The organism is Pseudomonas sp. BNK-7, assembly GCF_048072025.1.
Taxonomy (GTDB): domain Bacteria; phylum Pseudomonadota; class Gammaproteobacteria; order Pseudomonadales; family Pseudomonadaceae; genus Aquipseudomonas; species Aquipseudomonas danubii.
In genome coordinates, this window is the sequence record NZ_CP182252.1 from 6,785,688 (window position 1) to 6,811,624 (window position 25,937).

The 25,937-nt window shown below is 63.4% G+C and carries 27 protein-coding genes and 1 tRNA gene; 20 read left to right on the plus strand and 8 right to left on the minus strand.

What is annotated here, in order from left to right; genetic code table 11:
* The first annotated feature begins 4 nt into the window (after positions 1 to 4).
* Both ACMGF8_RS30695 and ACMGF8_RS30700 read left to right on the plus strand, forming a co-directional pair.
* A complete protein-coding gene (locus tag ACMGF8_RS30695; RefSeq protein WP_115580910.1) occupies positions 5 to 1,573 on the plus strand; it encodes an FAD-binding oxidoreductase in 1,569 nt (522 codons plus the stop codon).
* Between the two features lie 59 nt (positions 1,574 to 1,632).
* A complete protein-coding gene (locus ACMGF8_RS30700; RefSeq protein WP_102860241.1) occupies positions 1,633 to 2,004 on the plus strand; it encodes a c-type cytochrome in 372 nt (123 codons plus the stop codon).
* A 96-nt stretch (positions 2,005 to 2,100) separates the two neighbouring features.
* On the opposite strand, the gene ACMGF8_RS30705 is transcribed toward ACMGF8_RS30700, so the two are convergent.
* Both ACMGF8_RS30705 and ACMGF8_RS30710 read right to left on the minus strand, forming a co-directional pair.
* The gene (locus ACMGF8_RS30705) at positions 2,101 to 3,318 is read right to left on the minus strand and encodes an MFS transporter (RefSeq protein WP_102860240.1); all 1,218 of its coding nucleotides are present in this window, start codon (positions 3,316 to 3,318) and stop codon (positions 2,101 to 2,103) included.
* A gap of 79 nt (positions 3,319 to 3,397) precedes the next feature.
* Positions 3,398 to 4,315 (minus strand): LysR substrate-binding domain-containing protein, encoded by a 918-nt coding sequence (locus ACMGF8_RS30710; protein ID WP_115580912.1) that lies wholly within the window; start codon positions 4,313 to 4,315, stop codon positions 3,398 to 3,400.
* A 226-nt stretch (positions 4,316 to 4,541) separates the two neighbouring features.
* Here ACMGF8_RS30710 and ACMGF8_RS30715 point away from each other — a divergent pair, with 226 nt between their 5' ends.
* From ACMGF8_RS30715 to ACMGF8_RS30745, 7 genes are all read left to right on the plus strand, one after another.
* On the plus strand, positions 4,542 to 5,660 hold the full coding sequence (locus ACMGF8_RS30715) for an ABC transporter ATP-binding protein (RefSeq protein WP_110596323.1): 1,119 nt from the start codon (positions 4,542 to 4,544) through the stop codon (positions 5,658 to 5,660).
* 15 nt (positions 5,661 to 5,675) lie between these two features.
* Entirely contained in the window at positions 5,676 to 6,596 is a 921-nt protein-coding gene (locus ACMGF8_RS30720) for an ABC transporter permease (RefSeq protein ID WP_102880929.1), read from the plus strand.
* A complete protein-coding gene (locus tag ACMGF8_RS30725) occupies positions 6,593 to 7,402 on the plus strand; it encodes an ABC transporter permease (RefSeq protein WP_110596322.1) in 810 nt (269 codons plus the stop codon). Before ACMGF8_RS30720 ends, ACMGF8_RS30725 begins: the two co-directional genes overlap by 4 nt.
* Positions 7,403 to 7,429: 27 nt before the next feature.
* On the plus strand, positions 7,430 to 8,464 hold the full coding sequence (locus ACMGF8_RS30730; RefSeq protein ID WP_115580915.1) for an extracellular solute-binding protein: 1,035 nt from the start codon (positions 7,430 to 7,432) through the stop codon (positions 8,462 to 8,464).
* 71 nt (positions 8,465 to 8,535) lie between these two features.
* A complete protein-coding gene (locus ACMGF8_RS30735) occupies positions 8,536 to 9,999 on the plus strand; it encodes an amidase (protein WP_416758262.1) in 1,464 nt (487 codons plus the stop codon).
* Between the two features lie 77 nt (positions 10,000 to 10,076).
* Positions 10,077 to 10,153, plus strand: a tRNA-Met gene (locus ACMGF8_RS30740).
* 179 nt (positions 10,154 to 10,332) lie between these two features.
* Positions 10,333 to 11,172, plus strand: coding sequence for a 5'-nucleotidase, lipoprotein e(P4) family (locus ACMGF8_RS30745; protein ID WP_235759662.1), 840 nt, complete (start codon positions 10,333 to 10,335; stop codon positions 11,170 to 11,172).
* A gap of 60 nt (positions 11,173 to 11,232) precedes the next feature.
* Here ACMGF8_RS30745 and ACMGF8_RS30750 read toward each other — a convergent pair whose 3' ends face one another.
* From ACMGF8_RS30750 to ACMGF8_RS30765, 4 genes are all read right to left on the minus strand, one after another.
* The gene (locus ACMGF8_RS30750; protein ID WP_416758265.1) at positions 11,233 to 13,713 is read right to left on the minus strand and encodes a TonB-dependent siderophore receptor; all 2,481 of its coding nucleotides are present in this window, start codon (positions 13,711 to 13,713) and stop codon (positions 11,233 to 11,235) included.
* Positions 13,714 to 13,832: 119 nt separating this feature from the next.
* Positions 13,833 to 14,774 carry a FecR domain-containing protein gene (locus ACMGF8_RS30755; RefSeq protein WP_416758267.1) on the minus strand — a complete coding sequence of 314 codons (942 nt, stop codon included), beginning with the start codon at positions 14,772 to 14,774 and terminating at the stop codon, positions 13,833 to 13,835.
* Between the two features lie 2 nt (positions 14,775 to 14,776).
* Positions 14,777 to 15,289, minus strand: a complete 513-nt coding sequence (locus ACMGF8_RS30760) for a sigma-70 family RNA polymerase sigma factor (protein WP_060841054.1) — start codon at positions 15,287 to 15,289, stop codon at positions 14,777 to 14,779.
* Positions 15,290 to 15,433: 144 nt separating this feature from the next.
* Positions 15,434 to 16,426, minus strand: a complete 993-nt coding sequence (locus tag ACMGF8_RS30765; RefSeq protein ID WP_416758269.1) for a cytochrome-c peroxidase — start codon at positions 16,424 to 16,426, stop codon at positions 15,434 to 15,436.
* 247 nt (positions 16,427 to 16,673) lie between these two features.
* Here ACMGF8_RS30765 and ggt point away from each other — a divergent pair, with 247 nt between their 5' ends.
* From ggt to ACMGF8_RS30820, 11 genes are all read left to right on the plus strand, one after another.
* Complete coding sequence (ggt, locus tag ACMGF8_RS30770; RefSeq protein ID WP_416758271.1) at positions 16,674 to 18,509, plus strand: gamma-glutamyltransferase; 1,836 nt, start codon at positions 16,674 to 16,676, stop codon at positions 18,507 to 18,509.
* Between the two features lie 154 nt (positions 18,510 to 18,663).
* Positions 18,664 to 19,158, plus strand: a complete 495-nt coding sequence (locus tag ACMGF8_RS30775) for a GNAT family N-acetyltransferase (protein ID WP_207815948.1) — start codon at positions 18,664 to 18,666, stop codon at positions 19,156 to 19,158.
* A gap of 228 nt (positions 19,159 to 19,386) precedes the next feature.
* Positions 19,387 to 19,707: a transcriptional regulator gene (locus ACMGF8_RS30780; RefSeq protein ID WP_172682028.1), complete on the plus strand. Its 321-nt coding sequence runs from the start codon at positions 19,387 to 19,389 to the stop codon at positions 19,705 to 19,707.
* Positions 19,694 to 20,011, plus strand: coding sequence for a helix-turn-helix domain-containing protein (locus ACMGF8_RS30785; protein WP_053153790.1), 318 nt, complete (start codon positions 19,694 to 19,696; stop codon positions 20,009 to 20,011). The genes ACMGF8_RS30780 and ACMGF8_RS30785 overlap by 14 nt, the downstream gene beginning before the upstream one ends.
* Before the next feature lie 465 nt (positions 20,012 to 20,476).
* Entirely contained in the window at positions 20,477 to 20,743 is a 267-nt protein-coding gene (locus ACMGF8_RS30790) for a DUF3077 domain-containing protein (protein WP_416758274.1), read from the plus strand.
* 115 nt (positions 20,744 to 20,858) lie between these two features.
* On the plus strand, positions 20,859 to 21,161 hold the full coding sequence (locus ACMGF8_RS30795) for a type II toxin-antitoxin system HigB family toxin (protein ID WP_060841059.1): 303 nt from the start codon (positions 20,859 to 20,861) through the stop codon (positions 21,159 to 21,161).
* 5 nt (positions 21,162 to 21,166) lie between these two features.
* Positions 21,167 to 21,538, plus strand: coding sequence for a helix-turn-helix domain-containing protein (locus ACMGF8_RS30800; protein WP_060844620.1), 372 nt, complete (start codon positions 21,167 to 21,169; stop codon positions 21,536 to 21,538).
* A gap of 78 nt (positions 21,539 to 21,616) precedes the next feature.
* Positions 21,617 to 22,429: a MerR family transcriptional regulator gene (locus ACMGF8_RS30805; protein ID WP_102860227.1), complete on the plus strand. Its 813-nt coding sequence runs from the start codon at positions 21,617 to 21,619 to the stop codon at positions 22,427 to 22,429.
* Positions 22,430 to 22,562: 133 nt separating this feature from the next.
* Complete coding sequence (locus ACMGF8_RS30810; protein WP_416758277.1) at positions 22,563 to 23,279, plus strand: polyphenol oxidase family protein; 717 nt, start codon at positions 22,563 to 22,565, stop codon at positions 23,277 to 23,279.
* Positions 23,276 to 23,785, plus strand: a complete 510-nt coding sequence (locus ACMGF8_RS30815) for a GNAT family N-acetyltransferase (RefSeq protein WP_416758279.1) — start codon at positions 23,276 to 23,278, stop codon at positions 23,783 to 23,785. Before ACMGF8_RS30810 ends, ACMGF8_RS30815 begins: the two co-directional genes overlap by 4 nt.
* A gap of 43 nt (positions 23,786 to 23,828) precedes the next feature.
* Entirely contained in the window at positions 23,829 to 24,410 is a 582-nt protein-coding gene (locus tag ACMGF8_RS30820; protein WP_416758281.1) for a hypothetical protein, read from the plus strand.
* Positions 24,411 to 24,419: 9 nt separating this feature from the next.
* Here ACMGF8_RS30820 and ACMGF8_RS30825 read toward each other — a convergent pair whose 3' ends face one another.
* On the minus strand, positions 24,420 to 24,773 hold the full coding sequence (locus tag ACMGF8_RS30825) for a gamma-glutamylcyclotransferase family protein (RefSeq protein WP_102860224.1): 354 nt from the start codon (positions 24,771 to 24,773) through the stop codon (positions 24,420 to 24,422).
* A 30-nt stretch (positions 24,774 to 24,803) separates the two neighbouring features.
* Positions 24,804 to 25,898 carry a D-alanine--D-alanine ligase gene (gene ddlA / locus ACMGF8_RS30830; RefSeq protein WP_207815940.1) on the minus strand — a complete coding sequence of 365 codons (1,095 nt, stop codon included), beginning with the start codon at positions 25,896 to 25,898 and terminating at the stop codon, positions 24,804 to 24,806.
* Positions 25,899 to 25,937 lie beyond the last annotated feature (39 nt).

The window sequence follows — 25,937 nt, forward strand, 5'->3', positions numbered from 1 at the left end:
TCCCATGACTGAGCAAACCCAGAAGCCACTGCTGCCCCGGGGCGTGAATGCGGCCCACTTCAATAAAGCCATCGCCCAGTTCCGAGCATTGCTGGGGGACGAGAACGTCCTGGTCAAGGACGACCAACTGGTGCCCTACAGCAAGATCATGATGGCGGTGGACACCGCCGAGCACATGCCTTCGGCCGCGGTCACCGCCACCAGCGTCGAGCAGGTGCAGGGGGTGGTGAAGATCTGCAACGAACACAAGATCCCGGTCTGGACCATCTCCACCGGGCGCAACTTCGGCTACGGTTCGGCCGCCCCCGGCCAACGCGGCCAGGTGATTCTCGACCTGAAGAAAATGAACAAGATCCTCCACGTCGACCCGCAATTGTGCACCGCGCTGGTGGAGCCCGGGGTCACCTACCAGCAGCTCTACGACTACATCCAGGAACACAACCTGCCGCTGATGCTGTCCTTCTCGGCGCCCTCGGCCATCGCCGGTCCCCTGGGCAACACCATGGACCGCGGCGTCGGCTACACCCCCTACGGCGAACACTTCCTCATGCAGTGCGGCATGGAAGTGGTGCTGGCCAACGGCGACGTCTATCGCAGCGGCATGGGCGGGGTCAAAGGCGACAACGCCTGGCAAGTGTTCAAGTGGGGCTACGGCCCGACCCTGGATGGCATGTTCACCCAGGCCAACTACGGCATCTGCACCAAGATGGGCTTCTGGCTGATGCCCAAGCCGCCGGTGTTCAAACCGTTCGAGATCAAGTTCGAGAACGAGTCGGACATTGCCGAGATCGTCGAATTCATCCGCCCGCTGCGCATCGCCCAGGTGATTCCCAACTCGGTGGTGATCGCCGGCGTGCTGTGGGAAGCGGCCACCTGCAACACCCGCCGCTCCGACTACACCAGCGAGCCGGGGGCCACCTCCGAGGCCATCCTCAAGCAGATCCAGAAGGACAAGAACCTCGGTGCCTGGAACGTCTACGCCGCGCTGTACGGCACCCAGGAGCAAGTGGACGTCAACTGGAAGATCGTCAACCAGGCCCTCAAGGCCCTGGGCAAGGGACGCATCGTCACCCAGGAAGAAGCGGGCAACACACAACCGTTCCTGTACCGCTCGCAACTGATGTCCGGGGTGCCCAACCTGCAGGAGTTCGGCCTGTACAACTGGCGCGGCGGCGGAGGCTCGATGTGGTTCGCCCCGGTAAGCCAGGCCCGCGGCAGCGAGTGCAACAAACAGCAGGCCCTGGCCAAGCAGGTCCTCAACAAGCACGGCCTGGACTATGTCGGCGAATTCATCGTCGGCTGGCGCGACATGCACCACGTCATCGACGTGCTGTACGACCGCAGCAACCCGGAAGAAACCCTGCGCGCCAACGCCTGCTTCGCAGAACTGCTGGATGTGTTCGAGCAGCACGGTTATGCCGTGTACCGGGTCAACACCGCCTTCCAGGAGCGGGTGGCGCAGAGCTACGGCCCGGTCAAGCGCAAGGTCGAGCACGCCATCAAGCGCGCCCTGGACCCGAACAACATCCTCGCCCCGGGCAAGTCCGGGATCGATCTGGCCAACCCCTTCTAAATCGCACACACGCCCCGTCGGCCTGGCGCCACGGGGCCCTTTGAAGCACAGGAAAATCCATGAAGTACACCCCACTGCTCGCAGCTCACGCCCTGTTGCTGGCCGCCCCCCTGGCCCTGGCCAACGGCGATGCGGTCCTCGGCAAGACTCTGTTCAGCGCTCAATGCGGCTTCTGCCACAGCGTCGAGAACGGCAAGCACCTGATGGGCCCCAGCCTGCAAGGCGTGTTCGGCCGGGCCAGCGGTAAGGCCCAGGGCTTCAGCTATTCCAGTGCCCTGCAAGGCGCAGGCCTGCAATGGAACGATGCCACGCTGGAGCGCTGGTTGAGCAACCCGGCGACCCTGGTACCGGGCAACAAGATGATGTTTCCCGGCCAGGCCGACCCGCAGAGCCGGCAACACCTGATTGCCTACCTGAAAAGCCTGCACTGAGGCCGCAGGCAGCGACGCCTCAACTAGCACCACGCTGAAACGAAAACGCCCGGAGCATGGCCCCGGGCGTTTTTTTACGCGTCGAACCACCGCGCGTCAGGCTTTGCGGGTGCGCGGCAGGAAGATCGCCAGCACTCCGAACAGCGGCAGGAACGAGCACAGGAAGTACACGTACTCGATGCCATGGATGTCCGCCAGGTGCCCCAGCAGCGCCGCGCCGATCCCGCCGAAACCGAACATCAAACCGAAGAACACCCCGGCGATCATGCCGACGTTGCCCGGCACCAGTTCCTGGGCGTAGACCACGATGGCGGAGAACGCCGAGGCCAGGATAAAGCCGATCACCACACTGAGGACGCTGGTCCAGAACAGGTCGACATGGGGCAGCAGCAGGGTGAACGGCGCCACCCCGAGGATCGAGAACCAGATCACCGCCTTGCGCCCGATTTTGTCGCCGATCGGCCCGCCGAAGAAGGTCCCCGCCGCCACCGCGCCGAGAAACAGGAACAGGTGCAGTTGCGAGCTGGCCACCGACAGGTCGAATTTCTCGATCAGGTAGAAGGTGAAATAGCTGGTGAAGCTGGCCATGTAGAAATACTTGGAGAACACCAGCAGCCCGAGGACCACCAGGGCGCTGATCACCCGGTTCCTCGACAGACCATGGGTCGCCGCCTGGCCCTGCTTGAGCTTGTGCAGGCGCAGATGGTTGGCGTACCAGCGGCTGATGGCATAGAGCACCACCAGGGCAAACAGCGCGAACAGACCGAACCAGGCCACATTGCCCTGGCCGTAGGGAATGATGATCGCCGCGGCCAGCAAGGGGCCGAACGCGGTGCCGGCGTTGCCGCCCACCTGGAAGCTCGACTGCGCCAGGCCATAGCGCCCGCCGGAAGCCAGCCGGGCGACCCGCGACGCTTCCGGGTGGAAGGTCGAAGAGCCAATGCCGATCAATGCAGCCGCCAGCAGGATCAGGGCAAAGCTGCCGACCTGGGACATCATCAAGATGCCGATCAGGGTGCAGATCATGCCCGCTGGCAACAGGAACGGCAGAGGCCGTCGATCGGTGTAAAAACCAACCCAGGGTTGCAGCAGGGAAGCGGTGAGCTGAAAGGTCAGGGTGATCAGACCGACCTGGGTGAAGGTCAGGCCGTAGTTGTCCTTGAGCATCGGGTAGATCGCCGGCAGCACCGCCTGGATCAGGTCGTTGATCAAGTGGGCCAGGGCCACCGCACCAATGATGCGCAAGACCAGTGGACTGCTTTGCGAAGCGGGAGATGCCGTCGTTGCGACGGTCTGAGGGTTGCTGCTAGCCATAGGATTTTCCGTACAACGGGTGGGTGCACAGGGGCAGGTGCGCCAATGTGCCATTTTTTGCTGCGCACACGCCATCCCATTAGCTTGCTAACGACCCCACTATCCGCGCCTCGGGGAAGTCCGCTTCAAGCTCGGCCTTGAGCCATTGGATGAACCACTCCACGTCCTGCGACCATTCAGTGGCCGGGGTCAGCACCCGGTAGCTTTCCAGCTTCACCTGATCCTCCAGCACCCGCACCAGGGTGCCGGCCTTGAGCTCCTCGCGCACCAGCACTTCATTGGCCAGGGCAATGCCGCCGCCGCTTTCGGCCACCGACAGGGCGTGGTCGTTGTTCACATAGATCAGGTCGGAGCTGAGCTGGATATCCAGGCCATTGGCGGCAAACCACAGGTTCCACCACTCACCGTCATCGAAATGGATCAACTCGTGACGGGCCAGATCCGCCGGGCCCTTGATCGGCTCGATGCCGGCCAGGTAAGCCGGGGTGCAAATCGGGAACACCCGAGGGCAGATCAGGCTGATCCGTGACTCGGGATACTGCCCATCCAGGCCATAGGCGATCCCCAGGTCGGCGCTCTTGGCGTCGACTTCGGTGAAGGTGGAGTTCGGCTCGATGGCGAACTTCAAACCCGGCCGCACATGGCGCAGCGCCTCCAGGCGCGGGGTCAGCCAGCGCTTGGCAAAACCCGGCACCACCATGATCCGCAGCCAGCGCTCGGCGGCCTTGGGCTGGGCTTCGCGCCCGGCCTCGATGATCAGTTGCAGGGCGGCGGCGATCTTGCGGTGGTACTTCTCCCCCGCCGGGGTCAGGACCACCCCGCGCGAGGTGCGTTCGAACAACTGCACCCCGAGCCAGTCCTCCAGCAGCTTCACGTGGCGGCCGATGGCCGGCTGGGTGACATGCAGCGACTTGGAGGCTTCGACATAGCTGCCCAGGCGGGCCGCGGCATCAAAAGCCCGCACCGCATTCAACGGTGGCAAACGCTGTTCGGCCATGGTTTTGACGCCCTCTGCTATTAAATTATTTAACAGCTGGTATGTTAAAATTGATGTTTCGCCCCCGCAACCCCTCACTGATAATCAGCCCCAGCAGAACAATAAGAACCCGCGCAAAGCCCGTAAAAACAGGCTTTGCACGCATCCGAACACATCTCGATCCTGCCCTAAGAAAAACAATATCCATGGCCTGCGCGACAGCCCATGGGGGAATCGGAGGTAAGGCATGAATGCCCTGCATGCGCTGCAAACACTGGCGGTGTCCATCCGCTCGGTGCGTAAGGTCTACGGCGATCCACACAGCGGCCCGGTGGCCCTGAAGCACATCGACCTGGACATCCGCGACAACGAATTCTTCACCCTCCTCGGCCCCTCTGGCTGCGGCAAGACCACCCTGTTGCGGATGATCGCCGGGTTCGAATTTCCGACTCAGGGCGAGATCCTCCTCTACGGCGAGAACATCGCCGAGCGGCCGCCCTTCGAGCGCCCGGTGAACACCGTGTTCCAGCACTATGCGCTGTTCCCCCACATGACCCTGGCCGAGAACCTGGCCTTCGGCCTGGAATCGCGGCCCATGGGCCAGGTGCTGAGCAAGGCGCAGATCGCCGAGCGGGTGCGCGAGATGCTGGCCCTGGTACAGATGGAACGCTTCGCCGGGCGCAAGCCCAACCAACTCTCCGGCGGCCAGCAGCAACGCATCGCCCTGGCCCGGGCCCTGGCGCCCCACCCCAAGGTGCTGTTGCTGGACGAACCGCTGTCGGCCCTGGACCTCAAGCTGCGCCAGGCCATGCGCGAAGAACTCAAGGCGATCCAGGCCAAGACCGGCATCACCTTCATCTTCGTCACCCATGACCAGGAAGAAGCCCTGACCCTGTCCGACCGCATCGCCGTGCTCTCCGAAGGCGAAGTGCAGCAAGTGGGTCGCCCGGAGGAGATCTACGAGCAACCGCGTAATCGCTTCGTCGCCGACTTTATCGGTGAAACCAACTTCATCCAGGCCACCGTCAGCCGCGTCGAAGCCGGCCTGGCCTGGTTTAGCGGTCCCGCCGGAGAGGCGCTGCCGGCGCAACCCTGCAACACGGTCAAAGTCGGCCAGCAGGTCACCCTGTCCGTGCGCCCGGAGCGCCTGCACCTGCGTAGCGACGCCGTGGAAGGCGCCCTGGCGTGCCGCATCGAGGCGCAGATCTACCTGGGCACCGACCTGCAATACCAGGTCAGCCTTGGCGACGGCATGCGCCTCACCGTGCGTGCGCCCAACAGCCTCGAACACCATCCGCGTCTGAGCGTGGGCAGCCACGCCGGGCTGGTGTTCGAACGCGGCAGCGCCAGCGTCCTGCTGGATTGACCACGAGGATTCGCCATGCACGCCTCATCGATTTCCCAGCACCTGGAACGGCGCAAGGCCTTGCGCAGCGTTCTCGGAGTCAGCCCGGCGCTGATTGCCATCGGCCTGTTCCTGATCGTGCCGATCCTGATCGTCATCGGCTACTCGCTGATGGAAGCCAACCCCTACGGCGGGGTGAACCAGGTCTTCAGCAGCGACGCCTACACCTCCCTGCTGTTCGAACGGCAACTGGATGACAGCCTGGCCTTCGCCGACTCCTACCTGCTGATCGCCCTGCGCTCGATCGGCATTGCCGGGCTGACCACCCTCATCACCCTGCTGATCGGTTTTCCGGTGGCGGTGTGGCTGGCCATGCAACCGGTGCAGCGCCGGGGCTTGCTGATCTTCCTGATCACCGTGCCGTTCTGGGCCAACCTGCTGATCCGCACCTACGCCTGGATTCTGCTGCTGCGCAACACCGGGGTGATCAACAACAGCCTGATGGGCCTGGGGGTCATCCACGAGCCGTTGCAGTTGCTGTACACCGACGGCGCGGTGCTGCTGGGGCTGGTCTACACCTACGCGCCCTTCGTGGTGCTGCCGATCTACGCCACCCTGGAAAAGATGGATATCCGCCTGTTGGAGGCGGCCCAGGACCTCTACGCCGGACGCTGGCGCACCTTGCGCAAAGTGGTGCTGCCAATCGCCAAGCCGGGGATTTTCGCCGGGGCGATCCTGACCTTCGTGCCCTGCCTGGGCGCGATGATCGCTCCGGAACTGCTGGGCGGCGGCACCCGGATGATGCTCGGCAACCTGATTTTCCGGCAGTTCAGCGACGCCCGTAACTGGCCCTTCGGCGCCGCCCTGTCCCTGGTGCTGATGGCCGCGGTGATGCTGGTACTGACCGTCTACGCCCTGCGCGCCCAGCGCCAGCGAACCCTTCAGGAGGGTGCATGATGATCCGCCTGTTCAAACGCAACGGCCTCGGCGTCCAGGACTTTCCCGGCTTCGGCGGCTTCAGTTTCCTGTTCTACCTGTACCTCTACGCGCCGATCCTGGTGCTGGTGGTGTTCTCCTTCAACGCCAACCAGTCGGCCACGGTGTGGAGTGGCTTCAGCCTCGACTGGTACCGCGCGGCGTTTGCCAACCAGGCCCTGCGCCAGGCGGCGGGCAACAGCCTGCTGATCGCCGTGTGCGCCAGCATGGCAGCCACCGCCATCGCCACCCTGGCCGCCCTGGGCACTTCACGCGGAGCCAAGTTCAAGGGCCTGCAACTGTCCATGGGCGCCATCATGCTGCCCCTGGTGCTGCCGGAAATCGTCGTCGGCGTGGCCACCCTCGCACTGTTCTCGACGCTGGGGCTGTCCCTGGGCTACGGCAACCTGATCATCGCCCACACGGTGTTCTGCATCCCCTTCGCCTACTTGCCGATCCGCGCCCGCCTCAACGACATGGACCTGTCCCTGGAGCATGCCGCCGCGGACCTGTACGCCGGCCCCTGGCGCACCTTTCGCAAGGTGACCCTGCCGCTGCTGATGCCGGGGATCGTCTCCGGGCTGATGCTGGCCTTCATCGTCTCCCTGGATAACTTCGTGATCTCGATGATGGTGTCCCAGGCGGGCACCACCACCCTGCCGATCTTCATCTTCGGCCTGTTGCGCATGGGCGTGACACCCGACGTCAACGCCGTGTCGACGCTGATCCTCGGCGTCTCGGTGCTGTTCGTCAGCCTCTCTTACCTGTTGAGCAAGAAACACCCTTGAACCGTCCACTGACCTTGGGGAAATGCCATGAGCAAGTTGATCGCAAGTCTGGGAACCTCGCTGCTGCTGAGCCTGCCACTGGCGGTACAGGCCGCCGAGAAACTCAACGTCGTGAGCTGGAGCGGCTACTTTTCGCCGGAGATTCTCGCCAAGTTCCAGAAGCAGACCGGCATCGAGGTCACGGTGGACTCCTACGATTCCAACGAAACCCTGCTGGCCAAGCTGAAACAGGGCGGCACCGGTTATGACGTGGCGATCCCGTCCCACCAGTTCATTCCGATCCTGATCCAGGAGCAGTTGCTGGAGCGCTTCGATCCGGCCCAGCAGCCCTACTACGCCGGCGTGGTCGACAACCTGAAAAAGCCCACCTGGGACCCTGAAGGCGCCTACTCGGTGCCCTTCATTTGGGGCACCACCAGCGTGGTGCTCAACAGCGAACGCTACAAAGGCCCGAGCGACAGCTACAAGGTGCTCTACGAACCGCCAGCGGAGCTGCAGGGGCGGATCAACATGTTCGACTCGGTGAGCGAAGTGATCGACATGGCCAGCCTGTACCTGAACATTCCGCTGTGCAGCGAAGACCCCAAGCAGATGCAGCAGATCCTTGGCCTACTCAAGGCGCAGAAGCCCTACGTCAAGACCTACAGCTCCAAGGCCGGGGCGATCCGCGAGAACCTGGCGGCCGGGGAAATCGACATGTCGATGTTCTGGGGCGGTTCGTCGATGCGCGCCCGGGAGATGAAGCCCAGCCTGAAGTACCTCTACCCGAAAGAAGGCGTGCTGGCCTGGGTGGACAACATGGTCATCCCCAAGGGCAGCAAGCACCCGGCGAACGCCAAGGCCTTCATCGCCTTCCTCAGCCAGCCTGAGAACGCCGCCATGACCCAGAACTTCCTCAAGCACCAGAGCCCGATCAAGGGCGTCGAACCCTTCCTCGATGCCGGGCTGAAGGATGCCCCCGAACTGCACATCCCCGAAGGCACCAAGGTGGTCTTCAGCCAGACCTGCGGCGAAGGCGCGATCCGCCTCGCCGACCGCCTGTGGACCAACCTGATGCGCTGACCTGCGTTGACTTCTGCCGCCCCGGCCTGGATGCCGGGGCGTTTCTAAAGCCGTTTGAAAGGCCCCCTGCCATGACCGCCAATCCCCCCAGCGAACTGGTCCTGCTCCAGGCCCATGAACTCGCCGAGCGTATCCGCCTGCGTCAGGTTTCCTGCCGGGAAGTGATGCAGACCTACCTTGCCCACATCGAGCGCTACAACCCCCTGGTCAATGCCCTGGTCAGCCTGCAACCGGCCGACAGCCTGCTGGCCCAGGCCGAGCAGCGCGACGCCGAACTGGCCCGCGGCCAGTACCGTGGCTGGATGCACGGCCTGCCTCACGCGATCAAGGACCTGTCCCTGACCCAGGGCATCCGCACCACCCTGGGTTCGCCGCTGTACCGGGATTTCATCCCCGAGCGCGACGGCATCATGGTGGAACGGATCAAGGCTGCCGGGGCGATCATTATCGGCAAGAGCAACACCCCGGAGTTCGGCCTCGGCTCGCAGACCTACAACCCGCTGTTCGGCGCCACCGGCTGCGCCTATGACCCGAGCAAGACCGCCGGCGGCAGCAGTGGCGGCGCCGCCGCGGCGCTGGCCCTGCACCTGGTGCCGGTGGCCGACGGCAGCGACATGATGGGCTCGCTGCGCAACCCGGCGGCCTTCAACAACATCTTCGGTTTCCGCCCGTCCCAGGGCCGGGTGCCGTTCGACGACAGCAGCGACCTGTTCATCGACCAGCTCGGCTACGAAGGCCCCATGGCCCGCAGCGTGCGCGACGCGGCCCTGCTGCTGTCAGTACAGGCCGGCGGCGATGCGCGGGCGCCGCTGTCCATCGCCGAATCCGGCCAGGGCTTCGCCGCGCCACTGGAGCGCGACTTCAAGGGCACGCGCCTGGGTTGGCTGGGGGACTTCAACGGTTACCTGCCGATGGAAAAGGGCCTGCTGCCACTCTGCGAACAGGCCTTGGACGATTTCCGCAGCCTGGGCTGTAGCGTAGAACCGGCCAGCCCGGACTTCGCCCCCGAGCGCCTGTGGAGCAGCTGGCGCACCTTGCGCCACTGGATGGTCGCCGGGTCCCTGGGCAGCACCTATGCCGACCCACACAAGCGCGCGCAGCTCAAGGCAGAAGCCATCTGGGAAGTGGAGAACGGCCTCAAGCTGTCCGCCAGCCAGGTCTTCGACGCCTCGGTGATCCGCAGCGACTGGTACCGCGCCCTGTCAAAACTGTTCGAACGCTTCGACTACCTGCTGCTGCCCAGCGCCCAGGTCTTCCCCTTCGACAAGCACACCCCTTGGCCGTGCAGCATCGAAGGCGCGGCCATGGACACCTATCACCGCTGGATGGAGGTGGTGATTCCCGGCACCTTGTCCGGCTGCCCGGTGGCCAGCGTGCAGGCCGGCTTCAACGCCGACGGCCTGCCCATGGGCCTGCAGATCATCGGCAAGCATCAGGCCGACTTCGCCGTCCTGCAACTGGCACACGCCTACGAACAGGCCAGCCGCTGGTTCCAGCGCTGCCCATCGCCACTGATTTCGGGGGGGAAGGGATAAACGGTTGATAGCGTAGATAATTTTTTTATAAAAACGCTTGACGCATTGTCGTTCTGCGCGAATAATGCGCGCCACTTGGCTACATAGCTCAGTTGGTTAGAGCATAGCATTCATAATGCTGGGGTCCGGGGTTCAAGTCCCTGTGTAGCCACCAAGTACTAAAAACGGCTTACCGCAAGGTAAGCCGTTTTTTTATGCCCGCGAAAAGTACCGGGGATTACGCCGCATTGATCCACAAACGCGACACCCGCATTGAGCACCGCCACTGGCTGGGATAGAACACTCCGGCAGTGTGTGTGAGAGCTGCGCCATCCTCACTTCAAGGGCTCGATAATGACAATAAAAAACCACGCAACTTCAGTCGCCCCCTGGCTGTTCTCGCTTTTGGCAATCGCCTGTACCCCAACCTTTGCCGAACAGGCCCCTACCCCGCCTTCCAACCTGTTGACCGCCGCCGTGGCCTGGAAGCAGACCGCCGCCGAATTCGAGGCGCTGTACTACCAGGGCTTCAACATCGCCCGTCTGCAACTGGACCGTGCCCTGCAGGAGCACAAGGCCGGCGACCGGCCGCTGGCGATCATCAGCGACGTCGACGACACCGTGCTCAGCAGCAACAGCTACTGGGGCTACATGATCAATTCGGGGAAAGAATTCTTCGACGACGAGGCCTGGGACAAGTGGGTCGCGGACAATGGCCCGGTGGCCACTCCGGGCGCCGTGGAATTCCTCAAGTACGCCCAGTCCAAAGGCGTCGAGGTGTTCTACGTCACCAGCCGCGACCAGGGCGAAAAGACCTACGACTACGCCCTGGCCAACCTGCGCAAGAACCAGTTGCCCTACGCCGATGAACAGCACCTGACGGTGTACCGCGACAGCTCCAACAAGGAGCCACGGCAGCAGGAAATCGCCAAGGACCACAACGTGGTGCTGATGCTGGGCGACAACCTCAACGACTTCAAACGCAAGTACTACGTAGCCGACGTCAAACAGCGCAGCAGCCTGATGACCGAGGACAAGCAGCAGTTCGGGCGCAAGTTCATCCTCTTCCCCAACCCCACCGACGGCCATTGGTTGAAAGCAATCTTCGGTGATTCCGAACCGCCGGCCACGCCGGAAAACCGCGCCAAGTTCAAGGCGGCGGCCGGAGCTAACGCCTGGCAGGTGAAAGACTAACCACGCAACACCACAGCCCCCGCACAGGGGTGGTCATGGCTCCCTTCGAGCCATGACCCGCTACAGCGACCATCGCACCGTCACCATGGCATTGCGCGGTTCACCATAGATGTCATTGCCGTAGTAGGTATTGGTGCTGATGCTCTGGTAGTACTTCTTGTCGAAGACGTTGTTCAGGTTAAGCCGAAACTCAAGGTGTTCGGACGCCTGATAGCGAGTCATCAGGTCCACCAGGGCATAGCCTTTCTGTTCGACGTACATCGGCGTGCCCGAGTCGTAGAAATTCACATCCTTGTTGTAGATCCGGTTCTGGCTATAGAGCCCCCCGCCCACAGTCCAACGATGCAAGTCTCCCGGCAGTTGGTAAGTGGTAAAGGCCTTGAACACGTGACGTGGAATATCGGTGTCGAACAGGCGGCCGACATTGTCCTCGTTGCTGTCCTTGCGATACTTGGCCTGGGCATAGGTGTAGCCCGCCCCCAACTCCCAACCCGGCGCCAGCTTACCGTTGACCTCAAGCTCGATACCTTCGCTGCGCACCTCGCCGCTGGCTTCGTAGCACTGCAGGCTGGAGCACTGAGCGCTGACCACCTGCTTGGCGCGATTGACCTGATCGATCCTGAACACCGCAGCGCTGGCGGTCAGGGCCCCCTCGAAGTATTCGCCCTTGATGCCCGTCTCGTAGTTCTTGCCGACTACGGGCTTGATCAAGCCACCGGAGCTGTCCACTTCCGCTTGTGGGCTAAAGACATCGGTGTAGCTGACATACACCGAGTGATGGGCGTCAAGGTCGTAGACCATGCCGGCATAGCGGGTGAGGTTGCGGGTGACCTTGTAGTCGGTGCTGGAGGCGGTGCGCACCCCGGCAAAGCGCGTATCCACATCGTAGTCGTACCAGTCCAGGCGCCCGCCCAGAATCAGGGTCAGGGGCTCGGCGAGGCTAAAACGTGAGGTGAGGTAGAAGCTTTTCAGCTCGGAGTTGCGCTCCTGGCGCCAGTAATCCAGGTCCATCTGCGGCTTGGGCACGCTATGGGGATCGGGACGGTAGATGTTGGTCCGCGTCTCGTTGTCCTGGAAATTGCCCTTGCCGCGAAAGGCCAGCTCACGCTGACTGCCCCCCACCACCAGCTCATGCTCACGCCCGAACAGAGCAAACGGCCCGGAAGCGAAGAGGTCGTAGCTGTCTTGCTGATCCTTGTAGTGGTACTGACCGACGTACTGGCCGAACTCGTCGAAATCGGCGCCGAAACGCTCGGTCATCGAACCGAGCATCTGCAAGTCGGACCAGGACTTGCTGGCCGACAGCAACAATTTCCAGGCGTTGTCGAAGCGGTACTCCAGGCGACCAAAGGCCGTGACGTTGTTCTGGTCCCAGTACTCCCAGTCACTGCCCAGGTAGGCCGAGCGCGACAGGTGCAGGTGCCGGCCGTCAATCGCCGCAGGCAGCCCGCCCCAGGTCGTGGTGTTGTGCGACGCCTGATTGGTAGCGCCCACGGTCAGCGTGGTGTTGTCATTCAAGTCGGCCTCGGCAATGCCGTAGAACACCGAACGCTCGGCATCGGCCACGTCCTGGAAACTGTTCTTGCTCTGGTAGGCAGTCACCAGGCGCCCGCGCAACGTGCCACTGTCATTGAGGGCACTGGAGGCATCGATTTCGCTGCGGTAATTGTCCCAACTGCCGGCACTGGCAGTGATGCTCAGACGCGGTGCGGCAGTGGGCCGCTTGCGTACCATGTTGATCGCCGCCGAGGGGCTGCCCGTCCCCTGCATCAGGCCAGCGGCGCCACGCATGACTTCGACCCGATCGAAGATCGCAGTGTCGGCCGCAGTGCTCATGTCCCGGCTCAGGTAATGCGACATGTCGTTGGCCAGGCCATCGACCATGAGGTTCTGTACTTCAAAACCCCGCGAATAGAAAATCGGCCGCTGGGGTCCGTCCTTGGTGATGGAAATGCCCGGGGTGCTCTTGAGCACATCCTCCAGGCTTTGCATGTTCTGATCGTCCATGCGCTGGCGGGTGACCACGGTCACCGACTGTGGAGTCTCGCGAATCGACAGGGCCAGCTTGGTGGCCGTCTGCATGGCACCGGTGGTGTAGGAACCGGTGTCTTCGGTGGTGGTGCCCAGAGACGCGCCGGTGATCTGGGTCGGCCCCAGATGCAGCGCCGCCCCCGTCGGCAACTTGACCAGGGTATAGCGCGCCGGGCCTTCCTGGCGCAGTTGCAAGCCACTGCCGGCCAGCAGCTGCGCCACGCCCTGACTGAAGGAATAACGGCCCTTGAGCCCCTGGGTAACGAGCCCCTGGGTCTGGCTGGAGCCAAAGGACAGGGTAACTCCGCTGGCCGCGGCAAACTCACTGAGTGCAGTACCCAGTGCCCCTGGCGCAATGTTGAATTCCTGCGCTTCGCCCACCGCCTCCTGGGCCAGGGCCAACGGCGCAACACAGGTGGCCGCCAGCAGCGTGCCAAGGGTGATGCTCAATGCCGTGCGATTGAAACTGCGCCGCAAGGCGGCCTGGGTGAAACGACTCCGGTGGCTCATGTACGCGTCCTATGCCATAGCAGTAAAGGCGGCTGATTGACCGCTCTACTGATGAGCCGAACGCCAGGCGGAATCGGCAAGGCGCATTGACGATTTTTCTTCAAGCGACCATTCGCCCGTCACGCTTGCACACGCACCCAGTACCTGGAAAACCGGCGCACCCTCACCGGCAACGACAATGGCAGGTTGGCCAGCACCCCATCGATATCGTCCAGGCGGAAGGCCCCGCTGATGCGCAGTTGCGCAACTTCATCCGCACACCCCAGGTAGCCAGGGCGGTAACGACCCAGCTCACGGATGAAATCCGCCAGTCGCCAGTCAAGCGCCACCAACTGGCCCCGGACCCAGGCACTCTCGGCATTGTCCGCCACCCGCAGGGCACCCATCTGCCCGGAGCCGAAGGTCAGCGCCTGGCCTTCGGCGACCCTCCGGGCATGTTGCGGATCATCGTTCAGGCGCACCTCCACCGCATGTTGCTGAACCGATACTTGGCTGAAGGCCGGCTCCAGGCGCACATCGAAACGGGTGCCCAGGGCCCGGATGCGGCCATGGGCAGTTACCACCAGTAAAGGGCGCGCCGGTGCCTGGTCTGCGGCCGTGGTGACTTGGATCTCGCCCTGACGCAGGAATATCAGCCGTTCTTCATGGCTGTAGGCAACGTCGACCCGGGTATCGGTATTGAGGTGCAGCCGCGTGCCGTCCGCCAGCAGTTCTTCCCGGCGCTGGCCGGTGCGCGTGGCGAAGTCGGCGCTGTAGGGAGACAGCCGATAGCCGCCCAGCAACGCCGAGCCACCAGCCATCAGCAGCAGTACCTTGAGGCCCTGGCGGCGCTGGATGCCCATTTCCGACAAGACCGGCAAGGCAATATCCTGCGGTACCCCACGCAGCTGCAGTTGCAGCCTTTGCACCCGGGCCCAGGCTCGCGCATGTTGCGCATCGGCGCCAAGCCACTGCTGCCAGGCCTGTTGCTGCGCCGCGCTGACCTGTTGATCGTTGAGGACCAGGTACCAGTCCACCGCTGCCTGCAGGAGGGCCTTGTCCAGGGGAGGAGGCGACGGCACGTTCAATCGTCCATCAGTTGTATGCATTGCAGCAGTGCCTTGCCCAGATGATTCTTGACGGTGGTCACCGACACCCCCAACTGCCGCCCGACCTGCACATAGCTCAGGCCGTCCAGCTGCACCATGAGGAAAATCTGCCGGGTGCGCGTGCCCAGTCCATCGAGCAAGGCATCGATGGCCAGCAATGACTCGATGATCAAATGATGGGTTTCAGGTGAAATGTCCTGAGGCTCCGGACGTGCCGCCAAAGCCTCCAGATAGGCCTGTTCCAGAACTCTGCGGCGCGCCTTGTCGATCAGCAGGCCGCGGGCGATGGTCGCCAAGTAATGACGGGGCTCTCGCAGTGCCGGCAACTGGCGCAGCGACAGCATCCGCACGAAGGTGTCCTGGGCCAGGTCCGCCGCATCGGCACAGTTGCCGGTGCGGCTGCGCAACCAGCCCTTCAACCAGCCGTGGTGGGCGCCATACAGATCTTCGATCTCCAGCGATATTGAAGCCTTGACCCCTGCGTCCATGATCGACCGCCGCTAATGATAATATCTCTCATTATTATCCAGTCGTTTTTTCATGACAACAGAGCGCCCTTCCCGGCAGACCTGAATGCCGCATACCAGGCCTTTCCGGAAAAACCGCAGCACGCTGCGGTTTTTCCACCCAGGTCAGTTGAACGGCTGCGGACGCGGTGTCTGCGCCGAGGACGGCGGCAGGATCGGCAGCTTGAAGTCCGGTTGATCGCCGGTCAGGGTTTCCAGGAAGGCCACGATCTGGCCGACTTCCTCAGTGCCCAGCTTGCGCCCCAATTGCAGCCTGGCCATCACGTCCACCGCCTCTTCCAGCGTCCAGTAGGCGCCGTCATGGAAGTAAGGGTAGGTCAGCGCCACGTTGCGCAAGGTCGGCACCTTGAACAGCATGCGGTCGGCGTCCTTGCCGGTCAGCCCGGCCACGCCCTGGGCCGGGTTCTGGGTGACGTAGGGCTCGATCATGCCCATTTTCTGGAACGAGCCGCCGCCCACCGCTTCGCCGTTGTGGCAGGCCACGCAGCCGATGGACTTGAACAGTTGGTAGCCCTTGAGCGCGGTGGAGCTGATGGCCGCCTTGTCGCCCTTGAGCCAGCGGTCGAACGGCGCATTGGGCGTCACCAGGGTGGCTTCGAAGGCGGCAATGGCGTTGGTGGCGTCGTCGAAGCTGATCTCATCGTTGCCATACACGCGCTTGAACGATGCCCGGTACTGGGGAATGGAGCGCAGCACCTCCACCGCCAGTTCATGGGTAAAGCCCATTTCCCCCGGGTTGGTGATCGGACCGCTGGCCTGCTCTTGGAGCGTGGCCGCGCGGCCATCCCAGTACTGCGCAAAGCTCAGGCCGGAGTTGAGCACCGTGGGCGAGTTGATCGGCCCCTGGTGCCAGTTGTGGCCGATGGAGGTGGGCAGGTTGTCGCTGCCGCCCATGCTCAGGTTGTGGCAGGAGTTGCAGGAGATGAAACCGGATTTGGACAGGCGCGGGTCGAAGAACAGCTGCTTGCCCAACTCCACCTTGGCCACATCGGTGATCTTCGCCGGTTGTACCGGCAGGATCGGCTCGCTCGGTGCCTCGCCCCGCACCTCGCCCCCCAACAGCAATCCGAACACAAGTAACCACTTACAACCGTGCATGGCGTCCTCTCATCAGGCTTATGGTTTGCTGCACCATGTGCCCAACCTCCCCCAGCCGCCCTGACTCAGATCAATCGGTGGCCGGGTGCACGCCTGCCTGCGACCCTATGTACAGGGCCGCTGAGCAGCGCCTTGCCACTGGCCCAGCGCACGGTCATGGCCACCTGCCGGCCCTGCTGTCGGCGCCACTGCTGTACATTCCCCTCCATGGACGACACCTCATTTCCCAGTGAACGGAGCTCAACGCGTGTTCTCGATCTTCCCTCCCCGTCACCCCCGACTCCTCAGCCTCGGCCTGCTGGCCGCCGCCCTCAGCCTCAGCGCCTGTAACAACCCGCCCTCTTCCACTGCCCTGCCTGCCGCTCCGGAAATCGCCTCCGGCTACCGCACCGACATGCAGACCCGGCACGCCGACAAACACATGGCGGCCGCCGCCAACCCGCTGGCCGCCGAGGCCGGGCGCGAGATGCTGCGCCAAGGCGGCTCGGCCATCGACGCGGCGATTGCCATGCAAGCGGTGCTGACCCTGGTGGAGCCGCAGTCCTCGGGGATTGGCGGCGGCGCGATGATCGTGCTCTGGGACGGCAAGGCCGTGCGCACCTATGACGGCCGGGAAACCGCACCCGCAGGCGCCACCGAGACACTCTTCCTACAGGCGGACGGCAAGCCGATGCCCTTCCCCCAGGCGCAGATCGGCGGCCGCTCGGTCGGCACCCCAGGCGTACTGCGGGCCCTGGAAATGGCCCACCGGAAACACGGGCGCCTGCCCTGGGCGCAGCTGTTCGAGCCGGCGATCCACCTAGCCGAGCAAGGCTTCGCTATCTCACCACGGCTGCACACCATGATCAGCGCCGACCCGTTCCTGGCGCGCTCGCCGGACATGGCCGCGTACTTCCTCAATGCCGACGGCACGCCGAAAGCCGTGGGCACCTTGCTGAAAAATCCACAGCTGGCCGCGGTGCTCAAGCGCATCGCCCAGGAAGGCCCGGACGCCCTGTACACAGGCCCGGTGGCCGCGGAAATCGTCGCCAAGGTCCAGGGCCACGCCAACCCCGGCAGCCTGTCGCTCAACGACCTGCAAGGCTACCGCGCCAAGGAACGCGCGCCGCTGTGCAGCGACTACAAGCGCTGGCAGGTGTGCGGCATGCCGCCGCCCTCTTCCGGCGGCGTGGCGGTGGCGCAGATCCTCGGCACCCTGCAAGCCCTGGAACAACGCGACCCGCGCTATGCCCTGGCCAACCTCAAGCCGCAGCAAACCAACCTGCCGGCCGGCCTTGAGCCTGCGCCGCAAGCGGTGCACCTGATCGCCGAAGCCGAGCGCCTGGCCTACGCCGACCGCGGCCTGTACGTGGCCGATAGCGACTTTGTGCCCGTGCCGGTGGCCGGCCTGATCGCCCCGGACTACCTGGCCCGGCGCGCCGCGCTGATCGGCGAACGCAGCCTGGGCAAGGCCGAACCGGGCAAGCCCCAGGGCATCCAGGTGGCCTATGCACCGGATCGCTCGCCGATGCGCATCTCCACCTCGCAAGTGGTGGCGGTGGATGACTTAGGCGGCGCGGTGTCCATGACCACCACGGTGGAAGCGGCCTTTGGTTCGCACCTGATGGTCCAGGGCTTCATGCTCAACAACCAGTTGACCGACTTCTCCTTCATCCCCGAGGAAAACGGCCAGAAGGTGGCCAACCGCGTCGAACCGGGCAAGCGCCCGCGCTCGTCCATGGCCCCGACCCTGGTCTTCGACCGCGCCAGCGGCGAACTGCTGGCCAGCGTCGGCTCCCCGGGCGGCTCGCAGATCATCGAGTACGTGGCCAAGTCGCTGGTGGGCATGCTCGACTGGAACCTCGACCCGCAAGCCGCCGTCGGCCTGCCCAACTTTGGCAGCCGCAACGGCCCGACCGAACTGGAGAAGGGCCAGTTCAGCCCGGCGCTGAAACAGGCGCTGAAAGCCCAGGGCCATGAAGTGAACGAAATCGACATGACCAGCGGCACCCAGGCCATCGTTCGCGTGCGTGATGCACAGGGCAAGGCCTCCTGGGCCGGCGGCGCCGATCCTCGGCGCGAAGGGGAAGCGCTGGGGGATTGAGGGTTATCGGATGAACCCGAGGGCTGGCCGTGAGGCTGGCCCTTTTTTGTGGGCGGGGAACACGGGCGCTGTATGCAAGATTTTGCGGTGGTCTGTGTCTGACCCGGCCTGGGGATCTGCCCTAGCATCTTCCCTGTCAACCGAGGAACCGACGATGAACAAAATTGCAGCCGACCTTGATATTCCGGGCCTGAGCCCACGACGCCTAACGCCCCAGGACCTTGAACTGATCTGCCGCCATCGCCAGGCGATGTTTCTCGATGCGGGCAATGACCTCTCCACCTTGCAGGTGATGACCGAGCACTTTCGCCCCTGGTTGCGCGAACGCCTGGAGGACGGCCGCTACTACGGCTTCGCCCTGATGGACGCCGAGCAGAGCGTGGCCAGCATCGGCCTGATGAGCATCGACTGGCCGCCCCACCCTTCCCATCCAACCCAGGATCAGCGCGGCTATGTGCTCAACGTCTACGTCGAACCGGCCTACCGGCGCCGCGGCCTGGCGTCGGCGCTGATGAAACTGGCACAGGCCGAGTTCCGCCAGCGCGGGCTGGGCTTTGCCGTACTGCATGCGACCGAGGCCGGCAAGCCGCTGTATCAGGGGCTGGGTTGGGCCGCGACCAGTGAGATGGCGAAGGTGTTGGAAGCTTGAGTTAGCTGCTCTGGATCATAGAGCCGCACTGAGCAGAGTTGCCCGAGTTTCAGGTCATGCAAAAGGTGACATCGAAGGCATGGATCACACACAAGAAAGCGAATGGGCTGACTGGAAATCAGGACTCCGCTCATTGGCGTTGCAACTCCACGTTCTTAATCTTTCAGGAGTCATCTCCTAGCACTCACCATTGCCGCAAGGTACGTCAAAGACGTAGAATCCTCCCGCATGCTGACGATCATAGAATCTCCGCTGTTTTCCAGACTCTGGCCCGATTACTGGTCCGAAGAAGAGCGTGGAGCGTTCATGACGTTTCTTGCCAACGACCCGGAGTCCGGCGTTGTCATTCCGGGTTCTGGCGGTTGCAGGAAAATCAGATGGAGCGTTGATGGACGTGGAAAAAGTGGCTCGGTGCGGGTCATCTATACCACCCAGCTCGCATGCGGAGCCCTGGTTGCGTTGGTGATCTATGGCAAAGGCGCTACCGAAAACATTCCAGCGCCTGTTCTGCGCAGAATCGCGAAGGAGATGAATCATGCCCCTTACTGAAGAAGAACTATTGGCACGTGATGCCAAGCGCAATATCGGCCAGGAGCTTCTGGACGCGATCATCGATGTCAAAGCCGGCCGTCACGGCAATACCCACAGCATTCCGCTCACCAAGGCCGCCGAAGCCCGCGGTAAAACCGGGTTGTCACAACCCAAGTTTGCCCAACTGCTTGGCGTGTCGGTAAGGACCCTTCAAGAGTGGGAGCAAGGTCGGCGCTCGCCTTCCGGAGCGGCCCGTTCATTGCTGCATATCGCGATGCTCAGGCCCGATGTATTTCGTGAGGTGCTGGCACAACCTCTGTAGCCGCTGCCGCAGGCTGCGACAAGGACCGAAGGGCCTTCGGCGCCAGGGAGATCGCTGCGACCGTTCCGGTCGTTCGCAGCCTGCGGCAGCGGCTACAGGGGCGGTTCACAAAATGTCGCAGTAATGCCGTTGCGACTCCCCCTACTCCAACCTATGGTTCGACCGTCGCTGCAAAATCAGCGATCAGGCTTGGCGGCCTGATAGAATCGAGGCGCAACAGCGCCCCCACCAATCATGCAGGCGCTTTTTTTGCGCCTGCATACCTGCGTTATGGCGGGTTGCGTGGGAGAACCTTCGGGTTCGCCGGTTCCTTGATTCCCGGTCCGCCAATCCTGCGCAATCCGCCACCCTGATCTGCTTGGCGGCAGACGGTGACGGTCCTTCGAATCAAGGAGTCGTGACCATGAACTGCTTCTGCAATCTGTTTCCCCCACACCTCCCGTCACACAAAACCGGAGGTACCCGATGACCACTCAATCGCCCCTGACCACCCTCGGTGAAGTCCGCTTTTCCCAGTGCGGCGAACACCTGCGTCCGCTGTTTCGCGTCAATACCGATGTGCCGATCAGCGATGCCCTGGAGCACGCCTCGGCGCTGTTGCATCTAGCAAAGCAATTCACCCTGGAGGCGGCCATGGAGCCGGGCTGCGACCGCTATGCTTGGGCGGCACACCACCTGGCAGAGATGGGCAAGGCACTGATGGACGACGTGCACGCCACGCTCTCTGCATGACCTGATCGTCCCTGAGCCGACGTCGCCTGCGCGGGCAGATCCAGCGATCTGCCCGTACGTCGCCTGACGCACTCAGCGACTTGTTTAAGTCCCAGCACGGGACTAGGATCGCGCCATGAGAATTATTGCAGTCAGTCAGTTGAAGGCCTTCTGGGAGAAGTACCCGGATGCAGAGCAGCCTTTACTGGCTTGGGTCGATGAAGCAAGGAATGCCGAGTGGTCCAACCCTGCGCAAATCAAGGACCAGTATCGCAACGCAAGCATTCTCAAAAGCCGCAGGGTGGTCTTCAACATCAAGGGCAACGAGTATCGACTGGTCGTTGCCGTGGCCTATCGTTTCGGCGCGCTGTACATCAAGTTCGTAGGCACCCACCGGCAGTACGACGCCATTGATGCCGACAGCGTAGACATGGAGTAACCCAGATGAACATCCGCCCTATCCACACCGACCAGGACTACCGCGCCGCGCTGCAAAGCGTCTCGCCCCTGTTCGACAACGAACCGCAACCCGGGACGCCTGAAGGCGATTACTTCGACGTGATGATCACCCTGATCGAGGCGTACGAAGCCAAGCAGTTTCCCCTGGACCTGCCCAACCCGATCGAGGCGATCAAGTTCCGCATGGAGCAATCCGGCTTGTCCGCCGCCGACCTGGCACCCGCCATCGGCCGCACCAACCGCGTCTACGAGGTGCTCAACGGCAAGCGCGCGCTGACCCTGCCGATGATCTGGAAACTGCACCAACTGTTCGGCATCCCGGCCGAAAGCCTGATCAAGCCGAACAAGTCGTCCTGAGCATCACTGCCGGGCTTGAGCTTGCCCTTGGGTAAAGGCCCAACCTGCCTGGCAACCCAACACCACCAAGGACGCTCCATGCTCACCATCGGACAAATGGCCCGCTGCCACGGCCTCACCACCAAGACCCTGCGCCATTACGACAGCATCGGCCTGTTCACCCCGGCCCTCACTGGCCGCGACAACGGCTACCGCTACTACAGCCCGGAACAGATCGTGACCCTGGGCCGCATCGTCTGGCTGCGGCAACTGGGCATGTCCCTGGAAGACATCCGCACGCTGGCGGACCAGGGCGGCCTGGACAGCGTGCTGCACATGCAGCAGTCGCTGCAGGAGCATGCCCGGCAGCTGGAAAGCGAGATTGCCCGCAGCCAGAAAGTGCTGGGTCACCTGCAACGCTACCTGGCCCAGCCACAGCGCCAGATCCCTGCCCCGCAGACGCCGCAGAAGGTGTTCCTGGCCCGGCAACGGATCATCGGCATGGCCTGGCAGCAGGACGACCCGGGCTCCATCGCCGAGCTCTGGCAACGCTTCGAACCCCGGGAGCAGGAAATCCAGCGCCTGGCCGAGCCGGTGGGCACCTACGGCATCTGCCAGCCCCTGGAGGACGGCCAGTGGCGCTATGTCGCCGGCTTGCCGGTGGCCGCCGATGCGCCCCTGGTGCCGGGCATGGTCGAGCTGGACATCCCCGCCCGCCACTACGCCCGGGTCGAGCATCACGGCACCGTGGCCACCTTGCCGGAAACCTTTCGCGCCGCCTACAGCGAATGGCTGCCCGCGGCCGGGCTGATGCCGATCGAAGCGGTGGAATTCGAATACACCGGCGAGCGTTTCCTGGGGCCCATGCACCCGGACAGCGTGGTGGAGCTGTACATCCCGCTCAAGGCCTGAAACATCCGCAAGGCGGGCCGCCCCAGAGGCAACCGCTGGTCTGGCGCTGCCTTTGCAGCGCGGTCTGTCAGCAAAAGTGCCTCGGATACCGCTATGCTCTGCAGCCATTCCCAGGTTACCGAGCGAAGGCCCGATGAGTTTCCAGGCAGCTGTGTTGAACCAGATACCCGGCATCCGTCATGAGTTTTCGACCCTGGGCGCTGCCCTGCCGGCCAACCTGTTCTTCTGCTCGCAGGTCCACAGTGGCGAGGTGGTGCACGCCAGCACCACCCTGCCCAGCGGGATCATTCGCGGCGATGCGGTCCTCACCCATTCCAGCCGGCCCATCGCGGTGGTCACCGCCGACTGCCTGCCGTTGCTGATCAGCAGCGACGACGGCTCCTGGGTGGCGGCCGTGCATGGTGGCTGGAAAGGCCTGCACGGCGGGATCATCGCCAATGTGCTGCAACACTTCGCCAGCAAGGGCATCGCCCCACGGCAATTGCGTGTGGCCATCGGCCCGTCGATCAAACCCTGCTGCTATGAAGTCAGTGCCGACTTCATCGACACCCTGTCCGCCACTCAGGATCCGCTGTGGCCCGCTGCGCAAGCGCCCTGGAGTCGCCAGCAGCCGGCCCCACGGCTACCCCCGCAAATTCCCCCGCCACAGCCGACCCAGCCCGACTCCCTGTGGTTCGACCTGAGCCGCTACGCCGTGTACCTGCTGCAGGCCGCCGGCATCGAGGACGAGCAGATCGAAATCAGCGAGCTGTGCACCTACTGCTCGACCCCGACCCTGGCCAGCTATCGCCGACGCGTGCATCGGGGTGAAGCCAAGGCCTTCCAGTACTCCTGGATCGGCCGGACATGAGCCTCGGCTTTGCGCTACTCCCGACCTCTCTGACCGACCTGGAAACCCTGGTCCAGATGCGCATCGCGGCCATGCGCGACAGCCTAGAGCGCCTGGGTCGCTTCGACCCACAGCGCGCCCGGGAGCGCTTTGCCGCAAGCTTCGCGGCCGAGCGCTGCCACTTCATCCTCAGTGACGGACAGCCCGTGGGCTTTATCCAGAGCGAATCACACGAGGATCATCTGCGACTGCAGCACCTGTACGTCATGCCGCAATTCCAGGGGCGGGGCATCGGTGCCCAGGCCCTGAAGCCGCTTTTACAGCGTTCCACCAGAGAACAATTGCCCATCCACCTGGATGCGTTGCGCGGCAGTGACTCAAATCGATTTTATCGACGCCTGGGTTTTGTTCAGGTAGGCGAAAGTGAATGGGATATTCACTACGTTCGGCCCGCAGATCCCCCCCCAGGCCTGAACCCGGCCCTCGTCGGCCATCGAGACCGTACTGGTGCTTGGCCAGCTACCTGAGCTAACGTTGCCTCCCGCCTCAGACCCAACCCAAGGAGTGCCCGTGTCTGACAATCTCTATGCCCCGCCCCAGGCGGATCTGGTCGCCCCTTCGGCGCACACGGCGCCACAACCCTTCTATGTGGTGTCCAAGGTCAAGTTCCTGACCCTGTACATCCTCACCTTCGGTATCTACCAGCTGTACTGGGCCTATAAGAACTGGCATCAGTTCAGGTACGCCAGCGGCCAGGAGTTGTGGCCGGTGGCCCGGGCGTTCTTCGCGATTTTCTTCACCCATGCGCTGTACCGCGAAGCCGATGCACAGCTCAAGCGCGACGGCCGCAGCCATGACTGGCGCCCCGGTGAACTGGCGACCCTGTTTGTGGTGGGGCTGATCGTCAACAACGTGGTGGATGCGCTGTCACGCAAGAACATCGGCTACCCGGTAACCGACATCGCCAGCCTGGCGCTGCTACCGGTGCTGGCGTGGGTCACCTGGCTGGGCCAGCGCGGCCTGAATGCCGCCGCCGGCGACCCCGAAGGCCGCAGCAACGCCCGTTTCACCCCGCTCAACTATGTGCTCTGCGCGCTCGGGGCCGTGGTGCTGGTGTTGGCCTGTCTCGGGGTGATGCTGCCGCCGGAGTGAGTCAGGAACTCAGGCGCTGACGTAGACCCAGGCCTGGATCCCCGAGGCCAGGGTCACGCTGACCCGCTTGTAGTCGGCGACTTCATAGCGGTCGGCCGCTGCCAGTTCCTCGGGGGTAATCTGAAACACCGTGCCGGCAATCGGCGCGCTGTCCGCCGCCCCCGGGCGCAGGATCGGGTGATGGGTCTTGCCACTGGCGGCCAATACCTCGGGATCGGTGACTTCCACCCAGCTCTGTTCATAGCCGAGCATGGCATCGGTGCTGCCACTCAACTCACGGCCGAAGTTGGCCAGCTGCACCGCCTTGTCTTGCAGGGTGCCGTAGGAAAAAAGGTAGACCGAAGCTTCTGTTGCCGAACTCATTCGTCACGTCCTTAAACACGATGATCCGCTTCAGCGGTTGATTTTCAGACCTTGCCGCTCGGCATGGCGCTCCAGCGCCAGCTCGATCAGGCGGCTCACCAGCTCGCTGTAACGCATGCCGGCGGCCTGCCATAGCTTGGGGTACATGCTGATGCGGGTGAACCCGGGCAGCGAGTTGATTTCGTTGATCAGCACTTCACCGTCGTCGGTGAGAAACACATCGACCCGGGCCAGCCCGGAGCAGCCCAGTACCTGGAACGCCTCGATGGCCAGGGCGCGGATGCGTTCGCTGTGCTCGACGCTGATGTCCGCCGGCACCAGCACCTGGGCCGCGTCTGCGTCGATGTACTTGCTGTCGTAGGAATAGAAACCGTTGCCGACCACGATCTCGCCGCAGCCACTGGCGATCGGTTGGTCATTGCCCAGCACCGCGCATTCGATTTCCCGCCCGCGCACCGCGGACTCCACCAGCACCTTGTGATCGAACCCCAGGGCCAGCTCCACAGCAGCCATATAATCGGCTTCGCTTTCGACCTTGCTCACCCCCACCGAGGAGCCTTGGTTCGCCGGCTTGACGAACAGCGGCAGGCCGAGCTGGTCCCGGGCCTGAGCAAAGCCGTAGCGACCACGAGTGGCACGGGTCAGGGTGATAAACGGCGTCACCGCCAGCCCGGCATCGCGCAGCAGGCGCTTGCTGATGTCCTTGTCCATGCACACCGCCGAACCCAGCACATCGGAGCCGACAAAAGGCAGGTCGGCCATGCGCAGCAGACCCTGCAGGCAACCGTCCTCACCCAGGGTGCCGTGGACGATCGGGAAGATCACATCCACATGCCCCAACAGCTCCTGGCTGCTGGTTTCCACCAATTGCTGGCTGGCCTTGCCCGGCACCACCGCCAGTTCGCGGTTGGACTGGTTGAGGGCAATCAGCGCCGGGTTTTCCTGGTTGATCAGAAAGTTCGAGGTGTCGTTGAGGTGCCAGTGCCCCTGCTTGTCGATGCCGATCAGCACCGGCTCAAAGCGCGTGCGATCCAGGGCATCGACGATATTGCGCGCCGACTGCAACGACACTTCGTGTTCGGCCGAACGGCCACCAAAAATAATTCCGACCCGCAATTTGCTCATGAATGGTTTCCGTTAAAAAAATGATCGCTGACGGTTCTC

Coding starts and splice junctions, on each gene's coding strand:
- ACMGF8_RS30695 (WP_115580910.1), top strand. CDS start 5: ATGACTGAGCAAACCCAGAAGCCACTGCTGCCCCGGGGCGTGAATGCG.
- ACMGF8_RS30700 (WP_102860241.1), top strand. CDS start 1,633: ATGAAGTACACCCCACTGCTCGCAGCTCACGCCCTGTTGCTGGCCGCC.
- ACMGF8_RS30705 (WP_102860240.1), bottom strand. CDS start 3,318: ATGGCTAGCAGCAACCCTCAGACCGTCGCAACGACGGCATCTCCCGCT.
- ACMGF8_RS30710 (WP_115580912.1), bottom strand. CDS start 4,315: ATGGCCGAACAGCGTTTGCCACCGTTGAATGCGGTGCGGGCTTTTGAT.
- ACMGF8_RS30715 (WP_110596323.1), top strand. CDS start 4,542: ATGAATGCCCTGCATGCGCTGCAAACACTGGCGGTGTCCATCCGCTCG.
- ACMGF8_RS30720 (WP_102880929.1), top strand. CDS start 5,676: ATGCACGCCTCATCGATTTCCCAGCACCTGGAACGGCGCAAGGCCTTG.
- ACMGF8_RS30725 (WP_110596322.1), top strand. CDS start 6,593: ATGATGATCCGCCTGTTCAAACGCAACGGCCTCGGCGTCCAGGACTTT.
- ACMGF8_RS30730 (WP_115580915.1), top strand. CDS start 7,430: ATGAGCAAGTTGATCGCAAGTCTGGGAACCTCGCTGCTGCTGAGCCTG.
- ACMGF8_RS30735 (WP_416758262.1), top strand. CDS start 8,536: ATGACCGCCAATCCCCCCAGCGAACTGGTCCTGCTCCAGGCCCATGAA.
- ACMGF8_RS30745 (WP_235759662.1), top strand. CDS start 10,333: ATGACAATAAAAAACCACGCAACTTCAGTCGCCCCCTGGCTGTTCTCG.
- ACMGF8_RS30750 (WP_416758265.1), bottom strand. CDS start 13,713: ATGAGCCACCGGAGTCGTTTCACCCAGGCCGCCTTGCGGCGCAGTTTC.
- ACMGF8_RS30760 (WP_060841054.1), bottom strand. CDS start 15,289: ATGGACGCAGGGGTCAAGGCTTCAATATCGCTGGAGATCGAAGATCTG.
- ACMGF8_RS30765 (WP_416758269.1), bottom strand. CDS start 16,426: ATGCACGGTTGTAAGTGGTTACTTGTGTTCGGATTGCTGTTGGGGGGC.
- ACMGF8_RS30775 (WP_207815948.1), top strand. CDS start 18,664: ATGAACAAAATTGCAGCCGACCTTGATATTCCGGGCCTGAGCCCACGA.
- ACMGF8_RS30780 (WP_172682028.1), top strand. CDS start 19,387: ATGCTGACGATCATAGAATCTCCGCTGTTTTCCAGACTCTGGCCCGAT.
- ACMGF8_RS30785 (WP_053153790.1), top strand. CDS start 19,694: ATGCCCCTTACTGAAGAAGAACTATTGGCACGTGATGCCAAGCGCAAT.
- ACMGF8_RS30790 (WP_416758274.1), top strand. CDS start 20,477: ATGACCACTCAATCGCCCCTGACCACCCTCGGTGAAGTCCGCTTTTCC.
- ACMGF8_RS30795 (WP_060841059.1), top strand. CDS start 20,859: ATGAGAATTATTGCAGTCAGTCAGTTGAAGGCCTTCTGGGAGAAGTAC.
- ACMGF8_RS30800 (WP_060844620.1), top strand. CDS start 21,167: ATGAACATCCGCCCTATCCACACCGACCAGGACTACCGCGCCGCGCTG.
- ACMGF8_RS30805 (WP_102860227.1), top strand. CDS start 21,617: ATGCTCACCATCGGACAAATGGCCCGCTGCCACGGCCTCACCACCAAG.
- ACMGF8_RS30810 (WP_416758277.1), top strand. CDS start 22,563: ATGAGTTTCCAGGCAGCTGTGTTGAACCAGATACCCGGCATCCGTCAT.
- ACMGF8_RS30815 (WP_416758279.1), top strand. CDS start 23,276: ATGAGCCTCGGCTTTGCGCTACTCCCGACCTCTCTGACCGACCTGGAA.
- ACMGF8_RS30825 (WP_102860224.1), bottom strand. CDS start 24,773: ATGAGTTCGGCAACAGAAGCTTCGGTCTACCTTTTTTCCTACGGCACC.
- ddlA (WP_207815940.1), bottom strand. CDS start 25,898: ATGAGCAAATTGCGGGTCGGAATTATTTTTGGTGGCCGTTCGGCCGAA.